The organism is Streptomyces sp. S4.7, from assembly GCF_010384365.1.
Taxonomy (GTDB): domain Bacteria; phylum Actinomycetota; class Actinomycetes; order Streptomycetales; family Streptomycetaceae; genus Streptomyces.
Window position 1 is genome coordinate 4,409,194 of the sequence record NZ_CP048397.1, and the last position, 26,034, is coordinate 4,435,227.

Sequence of the window (26,034 nt, forward strand, 5' to 3'; positions counted from 1 at the left end):
CCCCGCTCATCCCGCAGGAGCACCGTGGCAACTGGCCGAACTCACCGACCGGCGACCCGTAGCCGAGGAATCCCCGAGGCCACGGTCGCCCGGCTTCCGCTGTATCTGCGGGCGCTCACCGCACTCTCCGAGCGCTCCGTACCCACTGTGTCGTCCGAGGAACTCGCCGTGGCCGCCGGGGTCAACTCCGCGAAGCTGCGCAAGGACTTCTCGTACCTCGGCTCGTACGGAACGCGCGGTGTCGGGTACGACGTGGAGTACCTCGTCTACCAGATCTCCCGCGAACTCGGCCTCACGCAGGACTGGCCGGTCGTCATCGTCGGTATCGGCAACCTCGGCGCCGCCCTCGCCAACTACGGCGGATTCGCCTCCCGCGGCTTCCGCGTCGCCGCGCTGATCGACGCCGATCGCGAGATGGCCGGCAAGCCCGTCGCCGGGATGCCCGTCCAGCACACGGACGAGCTGGAGCGGATCATCAGCGACAACGGCGTCTCCATCGGGGTCATCGCGACCCCTGCGGGCGGTGCCCAGCAGGTCTGCGAGCGGCTGGTCGCCGCCGGAGTCACCTCGATCCTCAACTTCGCGCCGACCGTGCTGACCGTGCCCGACGGTGTGGACGTACGGAAGGTCGACCTCTCGATCGAGCTCCAGATCCTCGCCTTCCACGAGCAGCGCAAGGCCGGTGAGGAAGCCGCCGCCGCCGAGGCGGGCACGCCGCCGCCGATCCGCTCGACCGGCGCCGGCCGGAAGGGACCCGACGGGGACGTCCCCGCCGTGATGCCGGCATGAGTCTTCTGGTCATCGGTCTGAGCCACCGCAGCGCGCCCGTGAGCGTGCTGGACCGGGCGTCGCTGTCACCGGACGGCCGGATCAAGCTCCTTCAGGACGTGCTCGCCGCCGAACCGGCGACCGAGGCGGCCGTCCTCACGACGTGCAACCGGGTCGAGCTGTACGCGGACGTGGACAAGTTCCACGCGGGCGTCGCCGAGTTGTCCACCCTTCTCGCCCGGCACAGCGGCGTCGGCCTGGACGAGCTGACTCCTTATCTCTATGTGCACTACGAGGACCGCGCCGTCCACCATCTCTTCACGGTGGCCTGCGGACTGGACTCGATGGTCGTCGGCGAGGGCCAGATCCTCGGCCAGATCAAGGACGCGCTCGCCAGCGGCCAGGAGTTGCACACCGCGGGCCGGCTCCTCAACGACCTTTTCCAGCAGGCGCTGCGCGTCGGCAAGCGCGCCCACAGCGAGACCGGGATCGACCGGGCCGGGCAGTCGCTCGTCACCTTCGGACTCGAACAGCTCGCCGCCGGCGCGGATGTCGGCACCTGGGCCGGGGGCCGGCGCGCGCTGGTGATCGGCGCCGGGTCGATGTCCTCGCTCGCCGCCGCGACGCTCGCCCGTGCCGGGGTCGCCGAGATCGTCGTCGCCAACCGCACGGCGTCCCGCGCGGAGCGCCTGGTGGCGATCCTGGGCGAGCCCGGCGGTACGGGAGTCAAGGCCCGCGCCGTCGCCATGGGCGCTGTCGACGCAGAGTTGACACGTGCCGACATCGTCGTCTCCTGTACCGGCGCCACCGGTCTCGTCCTGACGGCCGACGCCGTCGGGGCCGCCATGGGCCCCGTCCCCGGTGACCGGGAGATCGCGCTCCTCGACCTCGCCATGCCCCGCGACATCGACGCCGCCGTCCACCGCCTCGGCGGCGCCCGGCTGATCGACATCGAGTCCCTGGCCGACGCCTCCGCCGACGCCCCGATGGCCGCCGACGTCGACGAGGTCAAGCGGATCGTCGCCGACGAGGTCGCGGCCTTCGGCGCCGCCCAGCGCGCCGCCCACATCACCCCGACCGTGGTCGCCCTGCGCGCCATGGCCGCCGACGTCGTCACCAACGAGATCACGCGTCTCGAAGGCCGGCTCCCCGGCCTCGACGAGCGCCAGCGCGCCGAGATCACCCAGACCGTGCGCCGCGTCGTGGACAAGCTTCTGCACGCCCCGACCGTGCGGGTGAAGCAGCTCGCCGGTGAGCCGGGCGGCGCGGGTTACGCGGACGCGCTGCGCGAACTGTTCGACCTCGACCCGCAGACGGTCGCCGCCGTCAGCCGGGCCGACCGGAGCGAGGCCGCCGACCGGAACGCGGTCGACCTCAAGAACCGAGGGCGGGTATGACCGACAAGACACTGAGACTCGGGACCAGGCGCAGCAGGCTCGCCATGGCCCAGTCCGGGCAAGTGGCCGACGCCGTCAGGGAGCTGACCGGACGGCGCGTGGAGCTCGTCGAGATCACGACGTACGGCGACACCTCCCGCGAGCAGCTGTCCCGGATCGGCGGCACCGGCGTCTTCGTCACCGCGCTGCGCGACGCGCTGCTGCGCGGCGAGGTCGACTTCGCCGTCCACTCGCTCAAGGACCTGCCCACGGCGCAGCCCGAGAACCTGACGCTGGCCGCCGTACCGCGCCGTGAGGACCCGCGGGACGTGCTGATCGCACGCGACGGGCTCACCCTCGACCGGCTGCCGCACGGCGCCAGGATCGGTACGGGCTCCCCGCGGCGTACCGCGCAGCTCAACGCGTACGCCCGCAGCCACGGCCTCCTCATAGAGACCGTGCCGATACGCGGGAACATCGACACCCGCATCGGCTACGTACACGGCGGTGAGCTGGACGGGGTCGTGCTGGCCGCCGCGGGTCTCAACCGACTTGGCAGGACCGGCGAGGTGACCGACTTCCTGTCGGTCGACTCCGTCCTGCCGGCCCCCGGTCAGGGGGCGCTCGCCGTCGAATGCGCGGCTTCCGACCCGGAACTCGCCGCCGCACTCACCGGCCTCGACGATCCGCACACGCGGATCGCCGTCACCGCGGAACGTTCCCTGCTCGCCGCCCTGGAGGCCGGCTGCAGCGCACCTGTGGGTGCGCTGGCCGACCTGCTGGGCGACGGACAGGACACGCGATTTGTCAACGAACTGCGCCTGCGTGGCGTCGTCGGCACGACCGACGGCTCGACACTCGTGCAGTTGTCCATCACCGGTCCCGTACCCACGTCGCACGGCGACGCCGTCGCGCTCGGTCGCGAACTCGCGTCCGAGATGCTCGCCAAGGGTGCGGCCGGTCTTATGGGGGAGCGAGCACTTTGAGCCCCATCGCCGACCATCCGGCAGTCCACGCATCAGGGCACGTCACCTTCCTCGGTGCCGGACCCGGGGATCCGGGTCTGCTGACACTCCGCGCCGTCGAGGCGCTCGCGGGGGCGGAGGTACTGATCGCCGAGCCGGATGTGCTCGAAGTCGTACGCGGCCATGCCCGTCCGGGTGTGAGCACGCCTGAGATCACGATTGTTGACGATGCGTCAACAGCCGCCGGTATCCCAGCGATCAGGGATGCCGTCAATCTTGTCATGGAGGCCGCGCGCGGCGGCAAGCGGGTCGTCCGTGCGGTGACCGGGGACCCCGGTCTCGACGGCGACACCGGCGCCGAGATGCTGGCGTGCGCCGCCGCGGGCATTCCCTTCGAGGTCGTGCCGGGTATCGCCGCCGCCGTCGGGGTGCCCGCCTACGCGGGTGTGCCGCTGCGGGACGCGCACGGCACGGACGTCCGCTTCGTCGACAGCCGTACGGCCGGCGAGCGCTGCTGGACCGAACTCGGCGCGAGCGACGGCACGGTCGTCGTCTCGGCGACGCTCGACACGGTCGCCGCGACCGCCGGTGAGTTCGTCGCCGCGGGCCGCAAGCCCGACACGCCGATGACGGTCACCGTCGCCGGTACGACCACGCGCCAGCGCACCTGGTCCGCGACGCTCGGCACGATCGCGCTGACGCTGAAGCAGGCGAAGGTCCTGCCGTCGGCGTCCGGGCACCAGCCGGTCATAGCCGTGGTCGGGGAGCGCAGCGCGCCCGCGCAGCGCGACCAGCTCGCGTGGTTCGAGTCGAAGCAGCTGTTCGGCTGGAAGGTGCTCGTGCCGCGTACGAAGGAGCAGGCCGCCTCGCTCTCCGACCAGCTTCGGTCATACGGCGCCGTGCCGCACGAGGTCCCGACCATCGCGGTCGAACCGCCGCGTACGCCCCAGCAGATGGAGCGCGCGGTCAAGGGGCTGGTCACCGGGCGCTACGAGTGGATCGCCTTCACATCGGTGAACGCGGTGAAGGCCGTCAGGGAGAAGTTCGAGGAGTACGGGCTCGACGCCCGTGCCTTCGCGGGAATCAAGGTCGCCGCGGTCGGCGAGCAGACCGCCGCGGCGCTGGTCGACTTCGGCGTCAAGCCGGACCTGGTGCCCAGCGGTGAGCAGTCCGCGGCCGGGCTGCTGGACGACTGGCCGCCGTACGACCCGGTCTTCGACCCGATCGACCGGGTGTTCCTGCCGCGTGCCGACATCGCCACGGAGACGCTGGTCGCCGGGCTGATCGAGCTCGGGTGGGAGGTCGACGACGTCACGGCCTACCGGACCGTGCGCGCTTCGCCGCCGCCCGCCGAGACGCGGGAGGCCATCAAGGGCGGCGGCTTCGACGCGGTGATGTTCACCTCGTCGTCCACCGTGCGGAATCTGGTCGGGATCGCGGGCAAGCCGCACAACGTGACCGTCATCGCGTGCATCGGCCCCGCGACCGCCAAGACGGCGGAGGAGCACGGGCTGCGGGTGGACGTGCTGTCACCGGAGCCCTCGGTGCACAAGCTGGCCGAGGCGCTGGCGGCGTTCGGCGCGGAGCGCCGGGCGGCGGCGCGGGAGGCCGGAGAGACGGTCACCCGGCCGAGCGAGCGGCGGCCGGGGTCGAGGCGGCGGCGTACGACGTAGTACACCGGTGCGAGGGGAGCCGTCCGCGCGCGCGTGGGACGCGGCGTAGCGTGGACGGGTACGTCAGCGACAGCTCTTTCGGATCCTGCTGATCCTTCGGACCACGAGGCGACTCACCATGAATGTGTACGGTTCCTTCCCCGGTGCCCGGCCCCGCCGGCTGCGGACCAGCCCCGCGATGCGGCGCATGGTCGCCGAGACGCGGCTGCACCCGGCCGATCTGATCCTGCCCGCGTTCGTGCGGGAGGCCGTCACCGAGCCGGTGGCCGTCTCGGCCATGCCCGGGGTTGTCCAGCACAGCCTCGACACGCTGCGCAAGGCGGCCGTCGAGGCGGTCGCGGCGGGTGTCTCCGGGATCATGATCTTCGGTGTGCCGGAGGACGAGAAGAAGGACGCGCTCGGGACGGCCGGGACCGACCCGGAGGGAATCCTCCAGGTGGCGGTCCGGGCGGTGCGCGACGAGGTCGGCGACGACCTGGTGATCATGTCGGACCTGTGTCTGGACGAGTACACCGACCACGGCCACTGCGGGGTGCTCGACACCGCCGGGCGCGTCGACAACGACGCGACGCTGGAGCGGTACGCGGAGATGGCCCAGGTGCAGGCCGACGCGGGCGTCCATGTGGTGGGCACCAGCGGGATGATGGACGGTCAGGTCGGCGTGGTCCGCGACGCGTTGGACACGATCGGCAAGGAGGACGTGGCCGTCCTGGCGTACGCGGTGAAGTACTCCTCCGCGTTCTACGGCCCGTTCCGGGAGGCGGTCGGCTCGTCGCTGAAGGGCGACCGCAAGACGTACCAGCAGGACCCGGCCAACTCCCGTGAGTCCCTGCGCGAGTTGGCGCTGGATCTCGAAGAGGGCGCCGACATGGTGATGGTGAAGCCCGCCGGCCCGTATCTGGATGTGCTGGCGAAGGTCGCGGCGGAGGTGGACGTGCCCGTCGCCGCGTACCAGATCAGTGGCGAGTACGCGATGATCGAGGCGGCGGCCGAGAAGGGCTGGATCGACCGGGACAAGGCGATCCTGGAGAGCCTGACCGGGATCAAGCGGGCCGGCGCGGGGATGATCCTCACGTACTGGGCCACGGAGGTCGCGCGGGCGCTCTGAGGCGCCCGCGCGTGACCGGAGCGGCTACCAGAGCAGGGCGTCGGCCATCGTCGACTGCCAGTAGGAGACCGACGTGTCCGCGGTGGTCGCCGTTCCCTTCGGGAGCGTGAGGTTCGCGGCCGAGCCCACCGACCCCTGGTTGTCGCGGCCCGCGAAGTGGACGCTGAGCTTGTACGCCGCGGTGGTCGGGGCGCCGTCGACGCCGCCCAGCGCGATCGAGGCGTAGGCCGACTCGCCGGGCGCCAGGGTGACGACCGCCTGCGGCTTGCTGTCCTCGTTGATCTGCGTGACGGACTGGGCGTCGTCGAAGCCGAGGAGAGGCGCGTAGTAGGCGTCGCAGTTCCCCTCGCCGGTGTTGGTCGCGGTCACCAGCAGGTGGTTGAGGGGCCGGGCGACGTCGGTGACGGTGACCTTGGTGTTGGACCCGGTGCAGGTGGTGCGGGCGGCGCTCTTGGCGTCGGAGCCCTTGTCGGCGCTGTCGTTCTTGCCGCTGCCGCTGCTCTTGTTGCTGTCGCTGTCGCTGTCGCTGCCGCTGCCGCTGTCCGCGTTCTCGTCGGCGGGCGGCTGCTGCTTGTCGGTCGCCTGGGAGTCCGGCTCGTCCGTGGCCGCGGACGTGGCCGTGGAGTCGGGCTTCGGGTCGGCGTTGACCACGTCCGACGGCTGGCAGGCGGTGAGGGCGAGCGCGGCCAGCAGAGCGGTGGTGGCTGTGGTGGCGGCGGAGCGGATTCGACGGTTGCGCATGAGTTTCTGTCTCCCGTTTCTTGGTGCGGTCAGTGCTGGTTGATGAGCACGATCAGAACGCTCGTGCAGGCGATCACTACGCAGACGGCGACGCCGTCCACGAGGCTGTCGCGGAGGCGGGTTCGGATTGCTCCTCCTCGGTCCGGCGGCTGCTGGGATCACCTTGCGGGGCGGCTGGAACCGCCCGCAATCAGCAAGGGACAATGAGGGAAGCCGGAACGCTGAGACGCTTGTGACCTGCGGGGACGATGTCTCCCTGGGACGCGTTCCTGGAACGGCCGCGGACCGTGGCGTACCGATGTCGAGGGGAGACTGCGAGTGGCGACGACCGAGGCCAGGGCCTTCGCGGAACTGCTCAGTGAGTTGAAGGAGCGCTCGGGACGCAGCTACGGCGTGCTCGCCGCGAAGCTCCACGTCAGTACGTCCACCCTCCACCGCTACTGCAACGGCGACGCCGTGCCGACCGACTTCTCGGCGGCGGAGCGGTTCGGTCGGCTGTGCGGCGCGACGGGCGAGGAGTTCGTGGAGCTGCACCGGCGGTGGATCCTCGCGGACGAGGCGCGGCGGCGGTCGCGGGCGGCGGGGTCTGCGGCGGCCCCTGTTGAGGAAGCCCTGGCGCCCGAGACCCCTGAAGCCTCCGCCCCGACTACGGCTACGGCTCCGGACACCGAGCCGGCCGCCGCGCCCGTCGCGCCCGTCGAGTCGGCCGACGCCGCGACGCCCGAGCCGGACCGGCCCGAGGGCGACACGTCCGCCTCGCGGCGCGGAAAACGTCTGTACGTCACTCTCGCCGCCGCGGCGGTCGTCGTGGCCGTCGCCGTCCCCGCTCTTGTCTTCGGCCCGCTGAACGATCCCTCGACCGACCGTTCGTCCACCGCGTCCGAGGTCTCGGACGGCGGCGGGTCGAAGTCGCCCGAGCCGTCCGTCTCCCCCTCCGGATCACCTTCCCCCGACAAGTCGCCCTCGCCGAAGGCCAGTTCCTCGGCCCGAGAGACCGCGAAGGACAAGGCGGGCGGCGGCGACCAGGGGAAGGGGAAGGAGGAGGCCGGCGGAGTGCCCGTGACGGTGAACACCAGGCCGTACGCCTTCGAGGACCCGTGCACCCAGCGCTATCTCGTCGACCGCCCCGCGTCCGAGGTCCCCCCGCCCCCCAACGAGCCGGACGCGCCCGGCTGGGTCGCCGCGCTCGGCGCGGTCTCCAGCGGAAGCCAGTTCATCGAACTGGCCCTTCAGGGCACCGGGAGCGAGACCGTCGTGCTCAACGACATGAACGTGCGCGTGGTGGGGAGCGACGCGCCCCTCGCCTGGAACGACTTCGGTACGGGGGTCGGCTGCGGCGGCGGGGTGACGACCAGGGCGTTCACCGTGGACCTGGACGCGGGCCGCCCCGGCGTCGAACCGCAGGGCGGGCAGCGGGACTTCCCCTACAAGGTCAGCGAGTCCGATCCGGAGGTCTTCCACATCACCGCGAAAGCCTCGGCCCGCTACGTCAGTTGGTACCTGGAACTGGAATGGTCCAGCGGCGGCCGGGAGGGCACGCTCCGCATCGACGACCACGGGAAGCCGTTCCGTACGAGCGGTGCGCAGGGTCGGCCGTCGTTCGACTACCCGCTCGGGGGCGACTCGAAGTGGGAGACGGCGGCCGTGAACGACCCGGACCAGTATCCCTAGGGAGTCTCCCGCCATGACAGGACTCGGACCCGTCGCCTGGCCACCCGCGCCGATCAGGACCGAGCGGCTCGTGCTGCGCGAGTCCGAGGCCCGCGACCGTGACGCGTTCATCGAGCTGTTCGCCTCGCCGGAGGTGCGCACCTACCTCGGTGGCCCTCGACCGCGTGACGAACTCGAACGCGCGGTGCCCGCGGTGCCCGGGCGTCGCCCCGGCCTCTTCGTGATCGAGCTCGACGGAGCGATGGGCGGCACGGTCACGTTCCAACGGCGCGATGCGGAGCGTCCGGGGCACGTCCGTCCGGATGCCGGGGAGGCCGAACTCGGCTACCTGTTGCTGCCGCAGGCGTGGGGACACGGGTACGCCGCCGAGGCGTGCACGGCGGCACTCGACTGGTTCGCCGGCGCGCTTCCCGGCGAGCTGGTGGTGCTCTGCACCCAGGCCGCCAACGCCCCTTCGATGCGGCTCGCGGCGAAGCTCGGATTCATCGAGGTGGAGCGGTTTGAGGAGTACGGCGCCGAGCAGTGGTTCGGCGTGCGCATCTAGGCTTCGACGGGGGCGAAATGGGCTGTGAGCTGGGGCTGTTGCACATCCAATGCCGTCTTTTCGGAACCCATTCGCTGAGACGGAACCCGGACATTCACGCGATCGTTCGCGGATCGAGCCGGTCCTAGCGTCGTCGGTGTCAGCAGGGAACACCGCAACCGACAGCCACGGGAGATCATGATGCGTTCGCGTCTCGCCGCCCGTTCCGCCCGTCTCGTCCTGGCCGCCGCGGCCGTGACGGCACTCGCCGCCACCACCACCGCCTGCGGCCCCGAGGAACTCGCGGACAGCGGCAGCTCCGCGGCCCCGTCGGCCGCCGCCTCCGAGGGGAGCGACAAGTCCTCCGGTGACAAGTCGTCGACCGGTGGCGCCGACTCCTCGGACTCCAGTGGCTCCAGCGACAAGGGCGAGTCCGCCGACGACGGGAAGAGCGGCTACGGGCAGTCCTGCGGCGCCAACGACCTGGACTTCACGGTCACTTCGGAGTCCCAGGCCGGCGGCTACTACCGCGTCACCGCCAAGGCCAAGTCCGGGATCACCTGCACCCTGGAGGTCAACACCCCCACGGTCTCCTTCGGTTCCGACGCCGACGGCGTCGCCTCCCCCGTCGGACAGCGTGGCGAGGAGCCGATCAAGCTCACGGGCTCCGCCGTCGCGTACACCGGTATCAACCCCAAGACCACCGACACCGACCGTGGCGTGGAGTTCGAGAACGTCATCATCGGCACGACCGAGGACGACCCCAACCCCGCCGAGCTGAAGCTCCCCGAGCCCGCCACCGTCGACAAGCCGATCGTCACCAACTGGTCCACGAACCCGTCCGAGACCATCCCCGTCATCGTCTGACGAATCGGACCGGGAGCTAAGCGGTGTCGGCCGCCTCGGGTGCTTCGGCCGCCTCCGGCGCCTCAGGTGCGTCCGGTGCCTCCGCGCCCTCGATCATGTGCGTCTCGCCGAAGATCGTGGCGTGTTCCAGGACATCCTCGGCCGGATCGTCGATCTGGCCGACCGAGAGCAGCGTGAAGCCGCCGTTGTGGGAGTTCGTGTGGGTCTCGTCCGCGGCGGCGCCGGTGGCGGGAAGTACGGCGCCCAGCACCGCAGCGCCCAGGACGGTCAGGGTGTGTGTGGCTTTCATTTCCGGTGGTAGCCCGTCTGCTCGTCGTAGTCCTCACGGTCCGGTCTGTCTATGGCGCAGAACGGGCGCAAAAGTCACGGCTGACGGTGTGTGTCGGGGCGGTATTCACTTGACCGGCGCAGTGGGCGCGACGGTCAGCGGACCACGTCCGCGGTGAAGGCCGCCCAGGCGGCGGGAGCAAGGGTGAGTACGGGGCCCTCCGCGACCTTGGAGTCCCGGACATGCACGGCGGCGGGGTGCGCGGCGACCTCGACGCAGGCGCCGCCTTCGCTTCCGCTGTAGCTGGACTTGTGCCAGTGGTAGGCGACTTCGAGGCAGTTGCCGCCCTCACTCCCGCTGTAGCTGGACTTGAACCACTCCAGTGCGGTGCTCATTACTCTCCTAGCAGCCGGTCCAACAGGCCCTTCGTCTCTTCGGGGTTGAGGGCCTGCGTCCGCAGCATCGCATATTTGCGCGCGAGGATGCTGACCTCGTCCGGGTCCTCGACAAAGAGGCTGCCCCGCTGCGTCTCGGCGTAGGCGAGATGCTGATGATCGGGTGTCTCCAGCAGGACGAAGGGTCCGTCGAGTCCCGCGTGAGTGGTCCGGCCGAGCGGCATGACCTGGAGCGTCAGACCGGGGAGGTCGGCGCTCTCCCGGAGATGGTGGAGCTGTTCGGCTAAGACGGCCGGGGAGCCGAGCCGGTCTCTGAGTACCGCTTCGCCGATCAGAAAGCTGCATGTCGGGGGGACCTTGCGGTGCAGGATGTGCTGACGCTCTATGCGCCCGGCGACACGGGTGTTGATCTCGTCCTCGCTGAAAGCGGGAACCCTGTTGCGAAAGACCGTCCGGGCGTAGTTCTCGGTCTGGAGCAGTCCAGGCATCACCTGGTTCTCGTAAGAGGAGATGGCAATGGCCTCCTGCTCCTGATCGATGAACGCCGCCGCCCACGTCGGATACCGGTCGATCTCCGGCATGTTCTCCACCGCCGTCTCCAACGCCCCCTTGGTCAAAAGCACTTGATCCAGCAGGATCGCCAGATCAGGCTTGAGTAGCCGCCGCCCCTGCTCCACCGACGCGATCGTCTCCGTGTGTACGCAGGCGCGCTCCGCGAGTTGGCGTTGGGTCAGGCCCGCCGCCTCACGGAAGAGGGCGACCAGCGCGCCGACGAGCTTCATCGCGGACGCGTTCTTCCGCTGTCGTTTTCTGCTGTGCATGTCCGACCAACTCCCCGTTCCCGTACGTACGTCACGCCCGCAGCGCCCGTACGAAATCTCTGTACGGGCATGCGCACTGCATCAGCGTAATCACAGGCAGTGACAATCGCCCTGTGAATGAGACGAATCCACCCCCCGCCCCGCGCGAGCGTTTCTACCGCCGCGAACGCCGGTCCGTGCCCGCCGCCAGGCAGTTCGCACGGGAGGCGGTGACCGACTGGGCGCTCGGCGACCGGCTCGACGATGTCTTGCTGTGTGTGAGCGAGCTGGCGACCAACGCCCTGGTGCACGGAGTTCCGCCGGGGCGCGGCTACCGGCTGAGTCTGTCGCTGCTCGTGGACGGGGTGCTCCGTGTCGAGGTGCACGACAGCGGTGACGGGCGGCCGGGTGTCCGCGAGCCGTACGGGGAGTCGGGGCGCGGGCTCATGCTCGTCGCGGCGCTCGCCGACAAGTGGGGTGTGGGGGAGCGTGATCCCGGCAAGGTCGTGTGGTGCGAGTTCGTGATCTGACCGGTCTCCGTCTCTGGTCGCTCAGTCCCACCAGAACGTCCAGGCGGGCTGGTTCAGCACCTGGTGTGTGGCGTACCCGGGCAGGGTGGGGTGACGGCCCTGGTGGATGTTGTCCGGGCAGAACGCGAAGTGCTCCGCCGCGACCGCCTCCGCCTCCTCCTGGGTCGTCGGCGGGGCGGCCACCGAGACCACCAGCTGGTCGAAGGTGAGCGCCACCACCCGTATCCCGAAGCGGTCCTCCCACGACCGCAGCACCGCGCAGAGCCGTGCCACGTCGTCCTCGTGGTTCACCGGGCCCGACCAGCCGATCGCCGCCGGTATGTCCGCGCTGCGGCGGGCGGGGACCAGGGCGACTCGCGCGCCCTGCATCCAACTCCCGTCGTCGGTGAGGATGGACGCGACCTCGGCCGCCTCCTTGTCGGGGTCGGCGGACGGTTCCTGCGGGGCCGCCGCCAGGCCCGGCCACGCCTCGTCCTCCGACAGACGCTCCCAGGACTCCGCGAGGATCTCCTCCGTGTCGTGGTCGCCCGGATAGGACACCGCATCAGGGCTCAGATCCCACTCCTGCGGCCACTCCTTGCGGTGACCGCCGTGGACGAGCAGCGGATGCAGCCCCGCCCTGCGGGCGGGCAGCAGATCGGCCCACGCCCGGGGGGCCGCCGGCTCGTCCGCGTACCAGAGGAGTGGTTCGTGCCAGGTCCCGTCGATGGTCGTGTCGACCAGCTTGCCGGGCGGCAGTTGGAGCCCGGCCGACCGGCCCGAGGGGTCGGTGGCCAGGGCGGGCAGGGGGTTGGGGAGCGTCGCCATGCAGGAGACACTAAAGGCCGCCACCGACAACGGAGTTCAGTCCGTGGAACTTCCCTTGTCCGGTTCCGAGCGCAGCAGGTCGGCGAGTCGCGAGAGGCCGTCCGCCGCGTGGCCCTCGGCCACCGCGCGGTCGAGCAGCGGCTGCACCGGGGCGAACAGCTCCGTGCTGACACCCTGCGCGGCGAACGCCGCCAGCAGGTTGGGGAACGCCTCCTGGTTCACGGCCAGGCTCGACACGTCCGTCAGATGCCGCCCCGAGTCGATCGCCGCCGCCCACGCCGGGGCGGAGCCGAGCATCGCGCCCACCCACGGGACCAGCAGCTCCGAGAACTCGGTGGCCGGGACGGACTCCGTACCGATCAGGGCGTACGCCTGCATCACGCCCATGGTCATCCCGTACATGCCGGTGAGCAGTGCCAGGTCGTACAGGGCGGCGAGGCCGGGGTCGGTGCCGACGTACTTCGTGCCGCCGAGCGCCGCGAGCGTCTCCCGGTGGGCGTCGAAGAGTTCCCGCGCGCCGCTGTAGAGGACGTAGGCGTGGGGTCCCGCGGGCTCGCGGCCACCGCGTCGGCGGCCGTGTCGGCGGGGGTCGCGCCCTGGGCGACCAGGGGGCCGGTTCTGGCGGGTGATCCGTTCCACACGGTGACGGGATGTCCGGCCTTCAGGAAGGCGGCGGCCAGGGCGGTGCCCATCATGCCGAGGCCGATGACGGAGACGGCGGGGGTGGGGTTGGCAGTGCTGGTCGGGGACATGCGGGTGCTCCTCCGGGCGGACCGGGCGGTTGCTCTCGATCTTCGGGCGGAGGACTTCTGCCCACAAGTACCGACTATTTGGTGCGGTACGCACCGGGAGGTAAGCGGGCGAGATACGGAAGTGTGTGCGAGAGGCGGGCTGGAGGCGGAAGGATGACGAGGGCCAACTGGCGTACCAGCAGCCTCAGGAGCCCGATCTTGTCCTACGTGCACCATGTCGAACGGTTCCACGGACTGCCCACGTACAACTTCCCGCCGTACGCCGACCCCGCGGACCTGCCGCCCGCCGACGCGGTCGCCTGGCGGCTGCACCGGGAGCCGTACGACGCCGAGGAGGCCGCGGACGTCTGCTGGAAGCGCTTCACCGACATGGTCGAGCTGGAGAAGGTACGGGCGATCACCTTCGGCCAGCCCTGGTACGACGGCGACGGCGGGATGTCGGACGACGACCTGATCAATCTCGCCCCGCGGCTGACCGGGCTCGAAGCGCTCTTCCTCGGCGATCTGGAGGACGAGCAGGCGATGCTCTCCACGATCAGCCACTGCGACGTCGCCCCGATCCTCGCGGCGTATCCGGGTCTGCGGGAGCTGGCCGTACGCGGCGGGGACGGTCTCGACTTCCCCGTCTCCGGCCACCAGCAACTGCGTGTGCTGCGCGTCGAGTCCGGCGGGCTGCCCCCGCACGCGGCCGAGCACATCGCCGCCGCCCAACTGCCGTCACTGGAGCGCCTGGAGCTGTGGCTCGGGGACGAGAACCACGGCGGTGGCGCCACGGTCGAGCAGCTCGCCCCGCTGCTCACCGGGGAGGGCAAGCCCGCGCTTGACCACCTGGGCCTCCAGAACAGCTTCATCCAGGACGAGTTGGCCTCCGCGCTCGCCTCCGCGCCGGTCGTGCCCCAGCTCACCTCGCTGAGCCTGTCGATGGGCACACTCTCCGACGACGGAGTGGAGGCGCTCCTCCAGGGACAGCCCCTGACACACCTGCGGGAACTCGACCTCTCCTTCCACTTCATCAGCCACGAGATGATGCTGCGGATCTGGACGGCACTGGAGCCGGCGGGAGTCCGTGTGGATCTGACCATGAAGCACCACCCCGAGCCGGACGACTGGGACGAGGACGGCCGGTACATCGCGGCGTCCGAATGAGCACCCGCACCACCCCTCTCGCGTCGAAAGGCCACACCGCCATGTCCAGCCGGCCCAAACCCCATGCCCCGGAGTCCCAGGACCCGGACGACCGACTGATCGCCAGCGAGTCCCTGAACGGCGAGTATCCCTGGCGAGACCCCGCCAAGCAGGTGCCGTACGGGACCGTGCTGCTCATCGCGGCCAAGCTGAAGTGGAGTCCCGCCACCGCCGTCGAACAGCTGCGCGCCCTCGGGTACGCCGACGTCCAGCGCTCCGAAGGCCCGCCGCCCGACGCCGTCGAGCCCGACGACGCCCCGCTGTTGAGGAGCGTGGAACGGAGCTGGGGCATCCTTCCGGTCGACGTCGACAAGATCGTGTCCCTGCGGCAGATCGTCGAATCGGCGGCCCTGACGGGCCGTTCCCCGGCCGACGTCGCCCGGCGTATGACCGCCTACGGCTACCAGGTCGGCACCGGCGCCCGGCCGCTGCCGGAGACCGCCAACGCGCGTGACGTCGGGCTGATCCGCGTCAACCTCCGGGGCGACTGGCTCAGCTGGGGCGACGACGTCTCCGGGCACGATGTGCTGCGCCTGGCACAGGAGTTGTCGTGCAGCCCGTACTTCGCCGCCGAGCGCCTGCTCGCGCTCGGCCTGCGGCTGCCGTTCACCCCCGAACCCGGGGACGAACGGCTCCTCAAGCACGCGGACACCCCCGGCGGCGGCTGGATCGGCCAATGGGGATCCGTGCCGGTCGCGCACATCCTCACCGTCGCCCGCGAGACGGGCCGCTCGCACGCGGACATCCTCGCCCGGCTGAAGGAACTGGGCTGCCAGCGGCCGGGCGGGAACGTACCCGAGAGCCAGGAGGAGGACGACCTCGTCCTCCTCAGCGAGAACCTCGACGGCAGACTGCCCTGGCTGATGAAGAACGACGTCGTCGGCCTCCAGGTGCGGCACATCCTGCGCGCGTCCCTCGTCACGGGCCGCAGCCCCGCACAGGTCGCCGAGAGGCTGGCCACCCTGGGCCACTGGCTCCACGAGAACGCGAACCTGCCCGAGACCGCCGAGGAGGCGGACATCCGCCTCCTGGAGACGGTCACCCGCTCGTACCTGGACGACGTCCATCTGGAGAACGTGCTGCGCAGCGCGAGCCTCACGGGGCGCAGCCCGGCGGACGTCGCGGCACGGCTGAGCGAACTGGGATACCGGCTGCCGGACGAGGTGACGTACCCGGAGGTACGCCCCGCGGTGCGGGCCGCCTAGGTCGGCGACCGGCGGTGGGCCGGTGACCGCCGCGGCTCCTGGCCGCGCCGGTCACCGGCCACGACCTACAGCCGCTCAGGGGTGCGGATGCCGAGCAGCGTCATGCCCTGGTGCAGCGTGCGGGCCGTGAGGTCGCACAGGAAGAGGCGGTTCTCCGCGACCTCCCGGGGCGGCGCCGGCTTCACGACCGGGCACTCGCTGTAGAACGTCGTGAACAGCGACGCCAGTTGGTACAGGTACGCGGTCAGCTTGTGAGGCTCGTACGAGGAGGCCGCCTCGTTGAGGACCTCGCCGAACTGGTCCAGGTGCAGACCGAGTGCCCGCTCCGCCGGGGCCAGTTCGAGTTCGGGACGGGCCACGGGGGAGCGGTCGCCCGCCTTGCCGAAGATCGAGCGGGTGCGGGCGTAGGCGTACTGGATGTAGACGCTCGTGTCGCCGTGCAGCGACACCATCTGGTCCAGGTCGAACTTGTAGTCCCGCGCGGCGGAGGTCGACAGGTCGGCGTACTTCACCGCGCCGATGCCCACCTGCGTGCCGCGTTCGACGATCTCGTCCTCCGTGAGGTCCTTCGCCTTCTCCCGGACGACCGCGGCCGCCCGCTCGACGGCCTCGTCCAGCAGGTCCACCAGCCGCACCGTCTCGCCCTCACGGGTCTTGAACGGCTTGCCGTCCTTACCGAGGACCGTGCCGAAGGCGAGCTGGACCGCCTTGACGTCCTCGTTCAGCCAGCCGGCCCGGCGGGCGGTCTCGAAGACCATCTTGAAGTGCAGAGACTGGCGGGCGTCCACCACGTACAGCAGGGTGTTCGCCTTCAGGTTCCCCACCCGGTCGCGGATCGCGGAGAGGTCCGTGGCCGCGTATCCGTAACCGCCGTTGCTCTTCTTGACGATGAGCGGTGTCGGATTGCCGTCCGGGCCCTTCACGTCGTCGAAGAAGACGCACAGCGCGCCGTCGGAGCGGACGGCGACGCCCGTCTCCTCAAGAATGCGGCAGGTCTCTTCGAGCATGTCGTTGTAGCCGGACTCGCCGACGACGTCCTCGTCGCGGATCTCCATGTCGAGCTTGTCGAAGACCGAGTGGAAGTAGATCTTCGACTCGTCCACGAACCGCTGCCACTGCGCGAGGGTCTCCGTGTCACCGGCCTGGAGCGCCACGACGCGGTCGCGCGCGCGGGCCTTGAACTCCTCGTCGGCGTCGAAGACCGTGCGGGCGGCCTTGTAGAGGCGGCCCAGGTTCGACATCGCCTCCTCGCCGGAGACCGTCTCCGCGCCGCTGTGGTCCAACTCGTGCGGGTGCTCGGTCAGATACTGGATGAGCATGCCGAACTGCGTGCCCCAGTCGCCGATGTGGTGGCGCCTGATCACGTTCTCGCCGGTGAACTCCAGGATCTCGACCATCGCGGCGCCGATCACGGCGGAGCGCAGATGGCCGACGTGCATCTCCTTGGCGACGTTGGGCTGGGCGTAGTCGATGACCGTCGTGCCCGGGTCCGCGGCGCGCGGGACGCCGAGGCGGTCGTCGGCGGCGCGGGCCGCCAGCGTCTCGGTGATCGCGCGGTCCGTGACGGTGATGTTGAGGAAGCCGGGGCCCGAGACCTCGACCTCCTTGACGAGGTCGCCGGCGGACAGCGCCTGAACGACCTTCGCCGCCAGCTCGCGCGGATTGCCCTTCAGCTTCTTGGCCAGGGCCAGCATCCCGTTGGCCTGGAAGTCCGCCCGGTCGCTACGTCGCAGCAGGGGGTCCGCGGGGCCGGCCTCCGGCAGGGCTGCCGAGAGGGCGTCCGCGATGCGCTGATCGACGGTCGATGCGAGGGAAGTGACCGGGGCCATGGGCTGGGAGCCGTTCCTGTAGAAGGGGGTGTCGGTGACCCCATTCTCCCATGGGGCAACAAGTCGTTTTCGCATTGTCGTAAGGGCCTGGGACAATGGCCGTCGCCGCTATCGCAGGCGTATTCGCAGGGCGTACGAGAAAGAAGGACGTGCCGACCGTGGCTCAGAGCACCGAGACCGACTGGGTCTCCCGTTTCGCGGACGATGTCATCGCCGAGTCGGAGCGGCGTGCGCCTGGCAAACCGGTCGTCGTCGCGTCCGGCATCTCCCCCTCCGGCCCCATCCACCTCGGCAATCTGCGCGAGGTCATGACACCGCACCTCGTCGCCGACGAGATCCGCAGGCGGGGGTACGAGGTCAGGCACCTCATCTCGTGGGACGACTACGACCGCTACCGCAAGGTCCCGGCCGGGGTCCCCGGGGTGGACACGTCCTGGGCCGAGCACATCGGCAAGCCCCTGACGTCCGTGCCCGCGCCGGCCGGGTCCGCGTACCCGAACTGGGCCGAGCACTTCAAGGCGCAGCTGATCGAGTCGCTGGTGGAGCTGGGCGTCGAGTACGACGGGATCAGCCAGACCGAGAAGTATCTGGCGGGGACCTACCGCGAGCAGATCCTGCACGCGATGCGCCACCGTGGCGAGATCGACGCGATCCTCGGGCGCTACCGGACGAAGGACAAGGCGGCCGGCCCGCAGAAGAAGGCTCCCCAGCAGCAGAAGAAGGTCGACGAGGCCGAGCTGGAGGCCGCCGAGGGATCGGGCGCCGCCGACGAGGAAGACGGCGCCGGATCGTCCGGGTACTTCCCGTACAAGCCGTACTGCGGCAACGAGGGCTGCGGCAAGGACCTGACGACCGTCACGGCGTACGACGACGAGACGACCGAGCTGACCTACGTCTGCCAGGACTGCGGATTCGAGGAGACCGTACGGCTCTCCGAGTTCAACCGCGGCAAGCTGGTCTGGAAGGTCGACTGGCCGATGCGCTGGGCGTACGAGGGCGTGGTCTTCGAGCCTTCGGGTGTCGACCACTCGTCCCCCGGGTCGTCCTTCGTGGTCGGCGGGCAGATCGTGCGCGAGATCTTCGACGGTGTGCAGCCGATCGGGCCGATGTACGCGTTCGTGGGGATCTCCGGGATGGCGAAGATGTCGTCCTCCAAGGGAGGCGTCCCGATCCCGGCCGACGCGCTGCGGATCATGGAGGCGCCGCTGCTGCGCTGGCTGTACGCGCGGCGCAGGCCCAACCAGTCCTTCAAGATCGCCTTCGACCAGGAGATCCAGCGGCTGTACGACGAGTGGGACGCCCTGGAGCGCAAGATCGCGGACGGGTCGGTGCAGGCGGCCGACGCGGCCGCGTACTCGCGGGCGACGCGTACGGCCGCCCGTGAGCTGCCGCGTACGCCGCGCGCGCTGCCGTACCGCACGCTGGCCTCCGTCGTGGACATCACGGCGGGCGCCGAGGAGCAGACGCTGCGGATCCTCGGCGACCTGGACCCGGCCGACCCGCTGACCTCGCTGGACGAGGTGCGGCCCCGGCTGGACAGGGCGGAGAACTGGATCACCAGCCAGGTGCCGGCCGAGGCCCGGACGGTCGTCCGGAGCGAGCCCGACCGGGAGCTGCTGGACTCGCTGGACGAGCAGACGCGCGAGGCGCTGCGCCTGCTGCTGGCCGACCTGGACTCGCACTGGTCGCTGGACGGGCTCACGACGCTCGTCTACGGCGTTCCGAAGGTGCTGGCGGGGCTGGCGCCGGACGCGAAGCCCACGCCGGAACTGAAGGCCGCGCAGCGGTCGTTCTTCGCCGTGCTCTACCGGCTGCTGGTGAGCCGGGACACCGGCCCGCGGCTGCCGACGCTGCTGCTGGCGGTCGGGGCGGACCGGGTGCGGACGCTGCTGGGCGGCTGAATCGCTTCGTCGCCGGTGAGGGCCCTCGTCCGACTGATCGGACGAGGGCCTTCGCCGTGTCGGCGCTCGGCGTCGCCGGACGCGCGCTCAGTGACGGCGACCGGGGTCCGGCGCACACCGTCGTCGGCGGTCCGCCCACCGCGCTGCCGGTGCTCGCCGTGGTGGGCGCGGTGCCGGCCACATGGAGGGAGGTGGGCGCGGGCAACGTGTCCGGGAGACCCCGTGGCCGTGATACTAATACCGGTATAAGTATTGGATTGTGTCGCATCGCAAGGAGTCATGGCGCATGGTGGAGATCAAGACCGACACGGCACTGGAGAAGATGCGTGAAGCCGGACGCGTGGTGGGCCGGGCCCTCGAAGCCGCCCGTGGAGCGGCGGCCGTCGGGGTCAGCCTGCGCGAGCTCGACCGGGCCGCCCACACCGTCCTGACCAAGGCCGGGGCGCGTTCCCCGTTCCTCGGCTACCGGCCCTCCTTCGCGCCCACCCCGTTCCCGGCGGTGATCTGCGCCTCCGTCAACGACGCCCTCGTGCACGGCATCCCCGACGACTACCGTCTGCGCGACGGCGACCTGGTCAGCATCGACTGCGGGGCCGAACTCGGCGGCTGGACCGGCGACGCCGCGATCAGCTTCATCGTCGGCACTCCCCGCCCCGCCGACCTGGAACTCATCGCCGCCACCGAGCGGGCGCTGGACGCCGGGATCGCCGCCGCCACCGTCGGCAACCGGATCGGCGACATCGCCCACGCCATCAGCACCGTCGCCCGCGCCGTCGACTGCGGCATGCCGACCGACTTCGGCGGCCACGGCATCGGACGGCAGATGCACGAGGACCCGCACGTCCCCAACTACGGGCGGCCCGGCCGGGGATTCCCCCTGCGGCACGGTCTCACCCTCGCCATCGAACCCATGCTCATGGCCGGAGGGCGGAGCGAATACCGCACCGACCCGGACGGCTGGACCCTGCGCACGATCGACGGCAGCCGCGCCGCGCACGTCGAGCACACCATCGCCGTCACCGAGGACGGCCCGCGCATCCTCACCCTGCCGTGACCGCGTGACCGCGTGACCGCGTGACCGCGTGACCGCGTGACCGGCGCTAGGCGATGTGCTCGGAGTCCTGGGCGTCCAGTTCTTCCTGGTAGCGACGCGTGAAGTCCTTCACGTAACCGCGCATGGAACTCTCGCTCAACGGGCCGCCCGTGCGCCCCGTCACGCCGTACAGGTCCTGCAGGTAGACCGCGAGCTGGCGGGTGTTGGGCATGCCCTGACGCTCGCTGACGTACCTCCGGAAGGCGTTGTAGTACGCCTCCTCACGGGACATGCCCTCGGGGAGCTTGGGGGTGGGGACTTCCTCCGGCTCCGGTGCGGGCTCGGGCTCGAAGTCGGGCTCGAAATCGGCCACGGGCTGCGGGCCGAGGGGGCGGCGGGGCGGGAACTGCTGTGCGGGCTGGGCCTGCTGGGCCGCCTGCTGCTGAGGTTGCCGCTCCTCGGGCCGGGGCTGCTCGTCCTCGTACCGCTCGGCCTCGTACTGCTCGTACTGCTGCTGGGCCTGCTCGTACTGCTCGTACTGCTGCTGTTCGTACTGCTGCGGGTCGAAGTCGGGGTCGTACGCGCCCTGGTACGGGCCCTCGGGCGCGCGCGGGGCGGCGAACCAGGGGTTCTCGTGGGCGGCGGGCGCCTCCATGTCCTGCCGCTGGTTCTCCCTCGCCCACTGCTCCTCCTTCTGGAGCTGGATCCACTCCTCCTCCGTCAGCTCCCGCTCCTGCTCCCGCTGTGCCTGCGGGAGTTCGGTCGCGTGCGCGGGCTCGATCGCCGTCGCGGTCGCAGGCGCCGGCGGGAGCAGGGCCGGTTCGATGCCCGCCGCGGCGAGACCGGCCGGGCCGGTGTCCGCGAGCGGGACGCCGTACTTCGCGAGCCGCAGCGGCATCATCGCCTCGATGGGCGCCTTGCGGCGCCAGTTGCGGCCGTAGCGCGCCTGGAGGCGGGCCTGGTAGATGAGCCGGTCCTGTTCGAGCTGGATGATGTCCTCGTAACTGCGGATCTCCCACAGCTTCATCCGGCGCCACAGCTTGAACGTCGGGACGGGCGAGAGCAGCCAGCGGGTGAGGCGGACGCCCTCCATGTGCTTGTCGGCGGTGATGTCCGCGATCCGGCCGACCGCGTGGCGGGCCGCCTCGACCGAGACGACGAACAGGATCGGGATCACCGCGTGCATGCCCACGCCGAGCGGGTCGGGCCAGGCGGCGGCGCCGTTGAAGGCGATGGTCGCGGCGGTGAGCAGCCAGGCGGTCTGGCGCAGGAGCGGGAACGGGATCCGCATCCAGGTCAGCAGCAGGTCGAGCGCGAGCAGGACGCAGATGCCCGCGTCGATGCCGATCGGGAAGACGATCGAGAACTGCCCGAAGCCCTTCTTCTCGGCGAGGTCGCGCACGGCGGAGTACGACCCCGCGAAACCGATCGCGGCGATGAGAACCGCGCCGGCGACGACGACGCCGATGAGTATTCGGTGCGTGCGAGTGAGCTGCATCGCGGCCACCCGTGGCCCCTCCCGTCCTGGACATCTGGCGGGGCACAGCCTGGCACATGTGTGCGGATGCTGTGTCCCGGGGAGCCTTGCGGCGCCGGGGAGTTGGAGTCCGGGGGTGGTGCGGTGGGGTTTTTTGTCCTTAATCGCCGGGCGGACTTCGGTGGTGCGGGGGCGCGACCGGGCGGACCGGCGGGCGCCCCCGGGCCGGTCTACCGCGCCGCGGCCGGAACGGCCGCCACCGCTTCCTTCGTCGCCTTCGTGGCGCCCTTCACCAGGTCCGACGCCGCCGGGGACTTCGCGCCCGCGTAGCCCGCGCCGTTGTACGTGAGTGTGATGACCACGTTCTCCGAGCGCGCCACGACCGTCGCGTAGCCGAACGTCTCGCCCGTCTTCGACAGGCTGTATGTGATTGCCGTCGCCTCCGTGCCGACGCCCGCCGCCGGGGTCGCCTTCGTGCCCTTCGCCCCCTCGGTGGCGCGCGCCTTGGTGACCTCCTTCTTGTAGTACTCCGCGGCGCGGTCCTGGCCCGAGCCGATGCCCTCCTCGGAGTCGTACCGCATGAAGGAGATGTCCAGCCAGCGGTACTGCGAGCCCTTGACGCCGTTGTCGTCCAGACCGTTCCACGAGCAGCTGCCGCGCGTCGTTATGTCCGAGGACTTGCCCGCCGAGCCCGACTTGTCCTTCGCCTTGGGCACCAGGTCCGCCGTCGTCTTCGCGGCGATCGCCTTGCAGGGATCGGCGGGCAGGGACGTGAACTTCGCGGGAGCGACCTTCGTCGCCTCCTTCGACGCCGAGGCGGCCGGCTTGTCCTTGCCGCTGTCGGAGTCCGGGTCCGAGTCGGAGTCGGAGGAGCAGCCCGCGGCGACGATCATGACCGGAACGGCCGCGCAGGCGAGCATGCGCAGACGGGTGCGGGTGCGGGAGCGGCTGGGTCGCGGGGCTGATCGCTGCATGGTTCCTTCACTCGGTAGTCGTACGGTCCGATCGGCCACGGTAACCGCCCGGGGCGTGGCCAGGGGGCCGGGCGGCGGACTCGGCCCGGGATGGACGCCCGGCCCGGACGCGGCCCCGGACCCTCTACTCGTTGAGCTGGTCGGCCAGCTTCCGGGCCAGTCCCCGGGCCTTTTCCTGCAGTTCCTTGCTGTCGGGGACCGTCGTGGAGTGGGCCGGCTGCTCCGCGTACCGCACCGTCACGACCACATTCGATGTGCGAAAGACCACGCTGACCGTACGGCGCTTGGCGGCCGAACCGGACGCCGCGTAGACGTCGTCCACGAAGGCCGCGTCGCCGAGGTCGTCCAGCAGGCGGGGCTGGAGGCCGGGGGGTGTCGTCGCGGCGTTGGGGGTCTTGCCGGGGGAGGGCGAACCGGACGGGTCCGTGTCCTCGCTCGCGTCGTCGGTGTCGTCGCCCGGGCCGCCGCCCGCGCCGGCGGCGGGAGGCGGCAGGGTGGCGCCGTCCTCCTTCTTCGCGTAGACCTCCTGCGCCTTGTCGGCGTCGCTCACCGCCGGGTCGTAGGACACGACGCGCTCGACGTCGATCACCAGGTTGTGCGAGGCGTCCGGGGAGTCGGCCGTCCACGCGCACCCGACGCGGCGGTCGGTGTCGTACGTCACGGCCGCCGTGCCCTTGTACGCCTTCTCCCGCTGCTCCTCGGGGAGCTGGGCGACGCCCGGCAGCAGATCCCGCAGCGTGGCGGGGTCCACGGAACCGCACGGCTCGCGCAGGGTGCGGTACTTGCCCGGAGGCGCGGTGGTCGTCGTCGGGACACCGGCCTTGTCGTCGATGTCGGAGCCGTCGCCACCGGTGCCGGAAGTACAACCCGCGACGAGAGTCACGAGCAGCGCCGCCAGGCCGGGTACGTACGCCTTTCGCTGCACGGTCCCGGGCTCCTTTCTACGCGATGTGGACATGAGTTCTAAGCGGTCGTACTGATGAGAACTACGCAGGTGCCGTGCTGGTTCCACGTACGGCACAACTGGCGAGTTCACGCGAAAAGCGTTTGCCGCCGCATGGCGTGCGGTGGAGACAATGTGTACCTCACGCATTGCCGTGGATGCCGGTCCGCTGTCTGATTTGGCGGCCCTGGTTCCGGTTTTTGCGCTATCAGACTTTCGGGAAGATTTTCGGGGGAATCGAGGAACTATGTCGTACGTGGAAGTGCCGGGCGAGAAGGTCCCCATCCGTATGTGGACGGACCCGGCCTCGGTTGAGGACGTGGCGATGCGGCAGCTGCGAAACGTGGCGACGCTGCCCTGGATCAAGGGCCTCGCGGTCATGCCGGACGTCCACTTCGGCAAGGGCGCGACGGTCGGCTCGGTCATCGCGATGCAGGGCGCGGTCTGCCCGGCCGCGGTGGGTGTGGACATCGGCTGCGGCATGTCGGCGGTCAAGACGTCCCTGACGTCGAACGATCTGCCGGGGGACCTGTCGCGGCTGCGGTCCAGGATCGAGCAGGCGATTCCGGTGGGGCGGGGGATGCATGACGATCTGGTGGAGCCCGACTCGATCGGCGCCGGCTGGGACGACTTCTGGACGCGGTTCGAAGGGATCGCCGACGCGGTCAAGTTCCGTCAGCAGCGGGCTGTGAGGCAGATGGGAACACTCGGCTCGGGAAACCACTTTGTCGAGTTCTGTATTGATTCGACGGGATCTGTCTGGTTGATGCTGCACTCCGGCTCCCGGAACATCGGCAACGAGCTGGCGGACTTCCACATCGGTGTGGCGCAGGGCCTTCCGCACAACCAGGACCTGATCGACCGCGACCTCGCGGTCTTCGTCGCGGACACCCCTCAGATGCGGGCGTACCGCAACGACCTGTTCTGGGCGCAGGAGTACGCGAGTTACAACCGCGCGGTGATGATGGACCTCTTCAAGAACGTCGTCCGCAAGGAGTTCAAGAAGGCGAAGGTCACCTTCGATCCCGTCATCTCCTGTCACCACAACTACGTCTCCGAGGAGCGCTACGACGGCATGGACCTGCTGGTCACCCGCAAGGGCGCGATCCGCGCCGGGAGTGGTGACTACGGGATCATCCCCGGCTCGATGGGCACGGGTTCGTACATCGTGAAGGGCCTGGGCAACGAGGCGTCCTTCAATTCGGCCTCCCACGGAGCCGGCCGCAAGATGAGCCGGAACGCCGCGCGCCGGAAGTTCTCGGTGCGGGACCTGGAGGACCAGACGCGGGGCGTGGAGTGCCGTAAGGACTCCGGCGTCGTGGACGAGATCCCGGGTGCGTACAAGCCGATCGAGAAGGTCATCGACCAGCAGAGGGACCTGGTCGAGGTGGTGGCGAAGCTCAAGCAGGTGGTCTGCGTGAAGGGCTGACGGCCACCGTTCGGGGGGATGTGGGGGCACCGCGCACGCGGTGCCCCCACATACGCGGTGCCCCCGCATACGCGTCACGGCTCGGGCGGGTGGGCGGTCCGGGACGAGGCCCGGTAGGCGCGGTGGGTCAGGCCGATTTCCGCGACGTTCTTCGTCAGTTCGAAGTTGAGCCAGCTCGCCACATGGACCAGCTCCACGTTCTCGCCCCAGGGCAGACCCGCCGTCCGGGACTTCGAGTCGAGATCGGCGTCGGTGAGCCGGAGCAGTTCCGTGCGCCAGGCGTCCTTCAGGGAGTTCAGCCAGGTGATCGTGGCGTCCGTGGTGCCCGGCCAGTGGATGGACTCGCGGGGCGGGGCTCCCGGGCCGAAGCAGTGGGTGAGGGTGGTCGTCCACCAGTAGCCGATGTGCCAGGTCAGCCAGCCGATCGAGGTGCTGGGGACCGGGTCGGGCTCCGGGACCTGCCAGTCGGCCACCCAGTTGCCCTCGGCGTCCGGGCGGACCGTCCAGCAGTCGGGGGACGGTTCCCAGAGGCAGGCCCGGTCGTCCAGGTCCGTGAGGTAGTACTCGAACAGCGCCCAGGCCATGTCGAGTTGGCGCACCAGCAGGTCAACGCGGGGGACAGTCGTCGTCATGACGGTGAGCGTTCCACCGGGGTCGCGGGGCGGGCAAACGATTTGCCGCCGTCGCGACGGGCGTTGGCCGCGCGGCCGGGAGGGACCTCGTGGGTTGCGGGTCGTCCCGGCCCCGGCGGGCGGTGAGACGCTTGCGCCGTACAGCTTCCTCGTCGGTCCACGGTGTGGTGTTCACTGGCCTC

Annotated in this window: 26 protein-coding genes; 14 read left to right on the forward strand and 12 right to left on the reverse strand. The window is 70.4% G+C overall.

Going from position 1 to position 26,034, the window contains the following annotated elements:
* Positions 1–24 precede the first annotated feature (24 nt).
* The 5 genes from SSPS47_RS19705 (at position 25) to hemB (ending at position 5,890) form a co-directional block, all read left to right on the forward strand.
* Entirely contained in the window at positions 25–789 is a 765-nt protein-coding gene (locus SSPS47_RS19705; protein WP_164252207.1) for a redox-sensing transcriptional repressor Rex, read from the forward strand.
* A complete protein-coding gene (locus SSPS47_RS19710; protein ID WP_164252208.1) occupies positions 786–2,165 on the forward strand; it encodes a glutamyl-tRNA reductase in 1,380 nt (459 codons plus the stop codon). Before SSPS47_RS19705 ends, SSPS47_RS19710 begins: the two co-directional genes overlap by 4 nt.
* Positions 2,162–3,130 (forward strand): hydroxymethylbilane synthase, encoded by a 969-nt coding sequence (gene hemC / locus SSPS47_RS19715; RefSeq protein WP_164252209.1) that lies wholly within the window; start codon positions 2,162–2,164, stop codon positions 3,128–3,130. Before SSPS47_RS19710 ends, hemC begins: the two co-directional genes overlap by 4 nt.
* On the forward strand, positions 3,127–4,782 hold the full coding sequence (locus SSPS47_RS19720; protein ID WP_147874490.1) for a bifunctional uroporphyrinogen-III C-methyltransferase/uroporphyrinogen-III synthase: 1,656 nt from the start codon (positions 3,127–3,129) through the stop codon (positions 4,780–4,782). Before hemC ends, SSPS47_RS19720 begins: the two co-directional genes overlap by 4 nt.
* A 118-nt stretch (positions 4,783–4,900) precedes the next feature.
* On the forward strand, positions 4,901–5,890 hold the full coding sequence (gene hemB, locus SSPS47_RS19725; protein ID WP_164252210.1) for a porphobilinogen synthase: 990 nt from the start codon (positions 4,901–4,903) through the stop codon (positions 5,888–5,890).
* A gap of 24 nt (positions 5,891–5,914) precedes the next feature.
* Here hemB and SSPS47_RS19730 read toward each other — a convergent pair whose 3' ends face one another.
* A complete protein-coding gene (locus SSPS47_RS19730; protein ID WP_164252211.1) occupies positions 5,915–6,631 on the reverse strand; it encodes a DUF4232 domain-containing protein in 717 nt (238 codons plus the stop codon).
* 318 nt (positions 6,632–6,949) lie between these two features.
* On the opposite strand from SSPS47_RS19730, the gene SSPS47_RS19735 reads away from it, so the two are divergent.
* The 3 genes from SSPS47_RS19735 (at position 6,950) to SSPS47_RS19745 (ending at position 9,692) form a co-directional block, all read left to right on the forward strand.
* Entirely contained in the window at positions 6,950–8,302 is a 1,353-nt protein-coding gene (locus tag SSPS47_RS19735) for a helix-turn-helix transcriptional regulator (protein WP_164252212.1), read from the forward strand.
* Positions 8,303–8,315: 13 nt separating this feature from the next.
* Entirely contained in the window at positions 8,316–8,846 is a 531-nt protein-coding gene (locus SSPS47_RS19740) for a GNAT family N-acetyltransferase (protein WP_164252213.1), read from the forward strand.
* A gap of 180 nt (positions 8,847–9,026) precedes the next feature.
* On the forward strand, positions 9,027–9,692 hold the full coding sequence (locus SSPS47_RS19745; protein WP_164254736.1) for a DUF4232 domain-containing protein: 666 nt from the start codon (positions 9,027–9,029) through the stop codon (positions 9,690–9,692).
* Between the two features lie 16 nt (positions 9,693–9,708).
* Here the strand turns inward: SSPS47_RS19745 and SSPS47_RS19750 are convergent, their stop codons facing one another.
* The 3 genes from SSPS47_RS19750 to SSPS47_RS19760 form a co-directional block, all read right to left on the reverse strand.
* Positions 9,709–9,981 (reverse strand): hypothetical protein, encoded by a 273-nt coding sequence (locus tag SSPS47_RS19750; protein ID WP_164247429.1) that lies wholly within the window; start codon positions 9,979–9,981, stop codon positions 9,709–9,711.
* 134 nt (positions 9,982–10,115) lie between these two features.
* Complete coding sequence (locus SSPS47_RS19755) at positions 10,116–10,355, reverse strand: DUF397 domain-containing protein (protein ID WP_164252214.1); 240 nt, start codon at positions 10,353–10,355, stop codon at positions 10,116–10,118.
* Complete coding sequence (locus tag SSPS47_RS19760) at positions 10,355–11,176, reverse strand: helix-turn-helix transcriptional regulator (protein WP_164252215.1); 822 nt, start codon at positions 11,174–11,176, stop codon at positions 10,355–10,357. The genes SSPS47_RS19755 and SSPS47_RS19760 overlap by 1 nt, the downstream gene beginning before the upstream one ends.
* A gap of 113 nt (positions 11,177–11,289) precedes the next feature.
* Between SSPS47_RS19760 and SSPS47_RS19765 the strand changes: the two genes are divergently transcribed.
* On the forward strand, positions 11,290–11,685 hold the full coding sequence (locus SSPS47_RS19765; protein ID WP_239064986.1) for an ATP-binding protein: 396 nt from the start codon (positions 11,290–11,292) through the stop codon (positions 11,683–11,685).
* A 21-nt stretch (positions 11,686–11,706) separates the two neighbouring features.
* Here the strand turns inward: SSPS47_RS19765 and SSPS47_RS19770 are convergent, their stop codons facing one another.
* From SSPS47_RS19770 to SSPS47_RS36275, 3 genes are read right to left on the reverse strand one after another with little or no spacing between them, the layout of a single operon-like run.
* Positions 11,707–12,492 (reverse strand): DUF4253 domain-containing protein, encoded by a 786-nt coding sequence (locus SSPS47_RS19770; protein ID WP_164252216.1) that lies wholly within the window; start codon positions 12,490–12,492, stop codon positions 11,707–11,709.
* A 36-nt stretch (positions 12,493–12,528) separates the two neighbouring features.
* Positions 12,529–12,894: a hypothetical protein gene (locus SSPS47_RS36270; RefSeq protein ID WP_343234896.1), complete on the reverse strand. Its 366-nt coding sequence runs from the start codon at positions 12,892–12,894 to the stop codon at positions 12,529–12,531.
* Positions 12,882–13,460, reverse strand: a complete 579-nt coding sequence (locus SSPS47_RS36275) for an NAD(P)-binding domain-containing protein (protein ID WP_343234927.1) — start codon at positions 13,458–13,460, stop codon at positions 12,882–12,884. Before SSPS47_RS36275 ends, SSPS47_RS36270 begins: the two co-directional genes overlap by 13 nt.
* On the opposite strand from SSPS47_RS36275, the gene SSPS47_RS19780 reads away from it, so the two are divergent.
* Both SSPS47_RS19780 and SSPS47_RS19785 read left to right on the forward strand, forming a co-directional pair.
* Positions 13,452–14,390, forward strand: coding sequence for an STM4015 family protein (locus tag SSPS47_RS19780; protein WP_343234928.1), 939 nt, complete (start codon positions 13,452–13,454; stop codon positions 14,388–14,390). The genes SSPS47_RS36275 and SSPS47_RS19780 overlap by 9 nt on opposite strands.
* On the forward strand, positions 14,387–15,634 hold the full coding sequence (locus SSPS47_RS19785; protein ID WP_164252218.1) for a hypothetical protein: 1,248 nt from the start codon (positions 14,387–14,389) through the stop codon (positions 15,632–15,634). Before SSPS47_RS19780 ends, SSPS47_RS19785 begins: the two co-directional genes overlap by 4 nt.
* A 65-nt stretch (positions 15,635–15,699) precedes the next feature.
* On the opposite strand, the gene argS is transcribed toward SSPS47_RS19785, so the two are convergent.
* Positions 15,700–17,463 carry an arginine--tRNA ligase gene (gene argS / locus SSPS47_RS19790; RefSeq protein WP_164252219.1) on the reverse strand — a complete coding sequence of 588 codons (1,764 nt, stop codon included), beginning with the start codon at positions 17,461–17,463 and terminating at the stop codon, positions 15,700–15,702.
* A 149-nt stretch (positions 17,464–17,612) separates the two neighbouring features.
* On the opposite strand from argS, the gene lysS reads away from it, so the two are divergent.
* Both lysS and map read left to right on the forward strand, forming a co-directional pair.
* Positions 17,613–19,364 (forward strand): lysine--tRNA ligase, encoded by a 1,752-nt coding sequence (gene lysS, locus SSPS47_RS19795; RefSeq protein WP_164252220.1) that lies wholly within the window; start codon positions 17,613–17,615, stop codon positions 19,362–19,364.
* 286 nt (positions 19,365–19,650) lie between these two features.
* Positions 19,651–20,418, forward strand: a complete 768-nt coding sequence (gene map, locus SSPS47_RS19800) for a type I methionyl aminopeptidase (protein ID WP_164252221.1) — start codon at positions 19,651–19,653, stop codon at positions 20,416–20,418.
* 46 nt (positions 20,419–20,464) lie between these two features.
* Here the strand turns inward: map and SSPS47_RS19805 are convergent, their stop codons facing one another.
* The 3 genes from SSPS47_RS19805 to SSPS47_RS19815 form a co-directional block, all read right to left on the reverse strand.
* The gene (locus tag SSPS47_RS19805) at positions 20,465–21,895 is read right to left on the reverse strand and encodes a DUF2637 domain-containing protein (protein WP_164252222.1); all 1,431 of its coding nucleotides are present in this window, start codon (positions 21,893–21,895) and stop codon (positions 20,465–20,467) included.
* A 209-nt stretch (positions 21,896–22,104) separates the two neighbouring features.
* Positions 22,105–22,848: a DUF3558 family protein gene (locus SSPS47_RS19810; protein ID WP_164252223.1), complete on the reverse strand. Its 744-nt coding sequence runs from the start codon at positions 22,846–22,848 to the stop codon at positions 22,105–22,107.
* 124 nt (positions 22,849–22,972) lie between these two features.
* Complete coding sequence (locus SSPS47_RS19815) at positions 22,973–23,773, reverse strand: DUF3558 domain-containing protein (protein ID WP_164252224.1); 801 nt, start codon at positions 23,771–23,773, stop codon at positions 22,973–22,975.
* A 265-nt stretch (positions 23,774–24,038) separates the two neighbouring features.
* Here SSPS47_RS19815 and SSPS47_RS19820 point away from each other — a divergent pair, with 265 nt between their 5' ends.
* Positions 24,039–25,220, forward strand: coding sequence for an RtcB family protein (locus SSPS47_RS19820; protein WP_164252225.1), 1,182 nt, complete (start codon positions 24,039–24,041; stop codon positions 25,218–25,220).
* A gap of 74 nt (positions 25,221–25,294) precedes the next feature.
* On the opposite strand, the gene SSPS47_RS19825 is transcribed toward SSPS47_RS19820, so the two are convergent.
* A complete protein-coding gene (locus tag SSPS47_RS19825; RefSeq protein WP_164252226.1) occupies positions 25,295–25,852 on the reverse strand; it encodes a DinB family protein in 558 nt (185 codons plus the stop codon).
* Positions 25,853–26,034 lie beyond the last annotated feature (182 nt).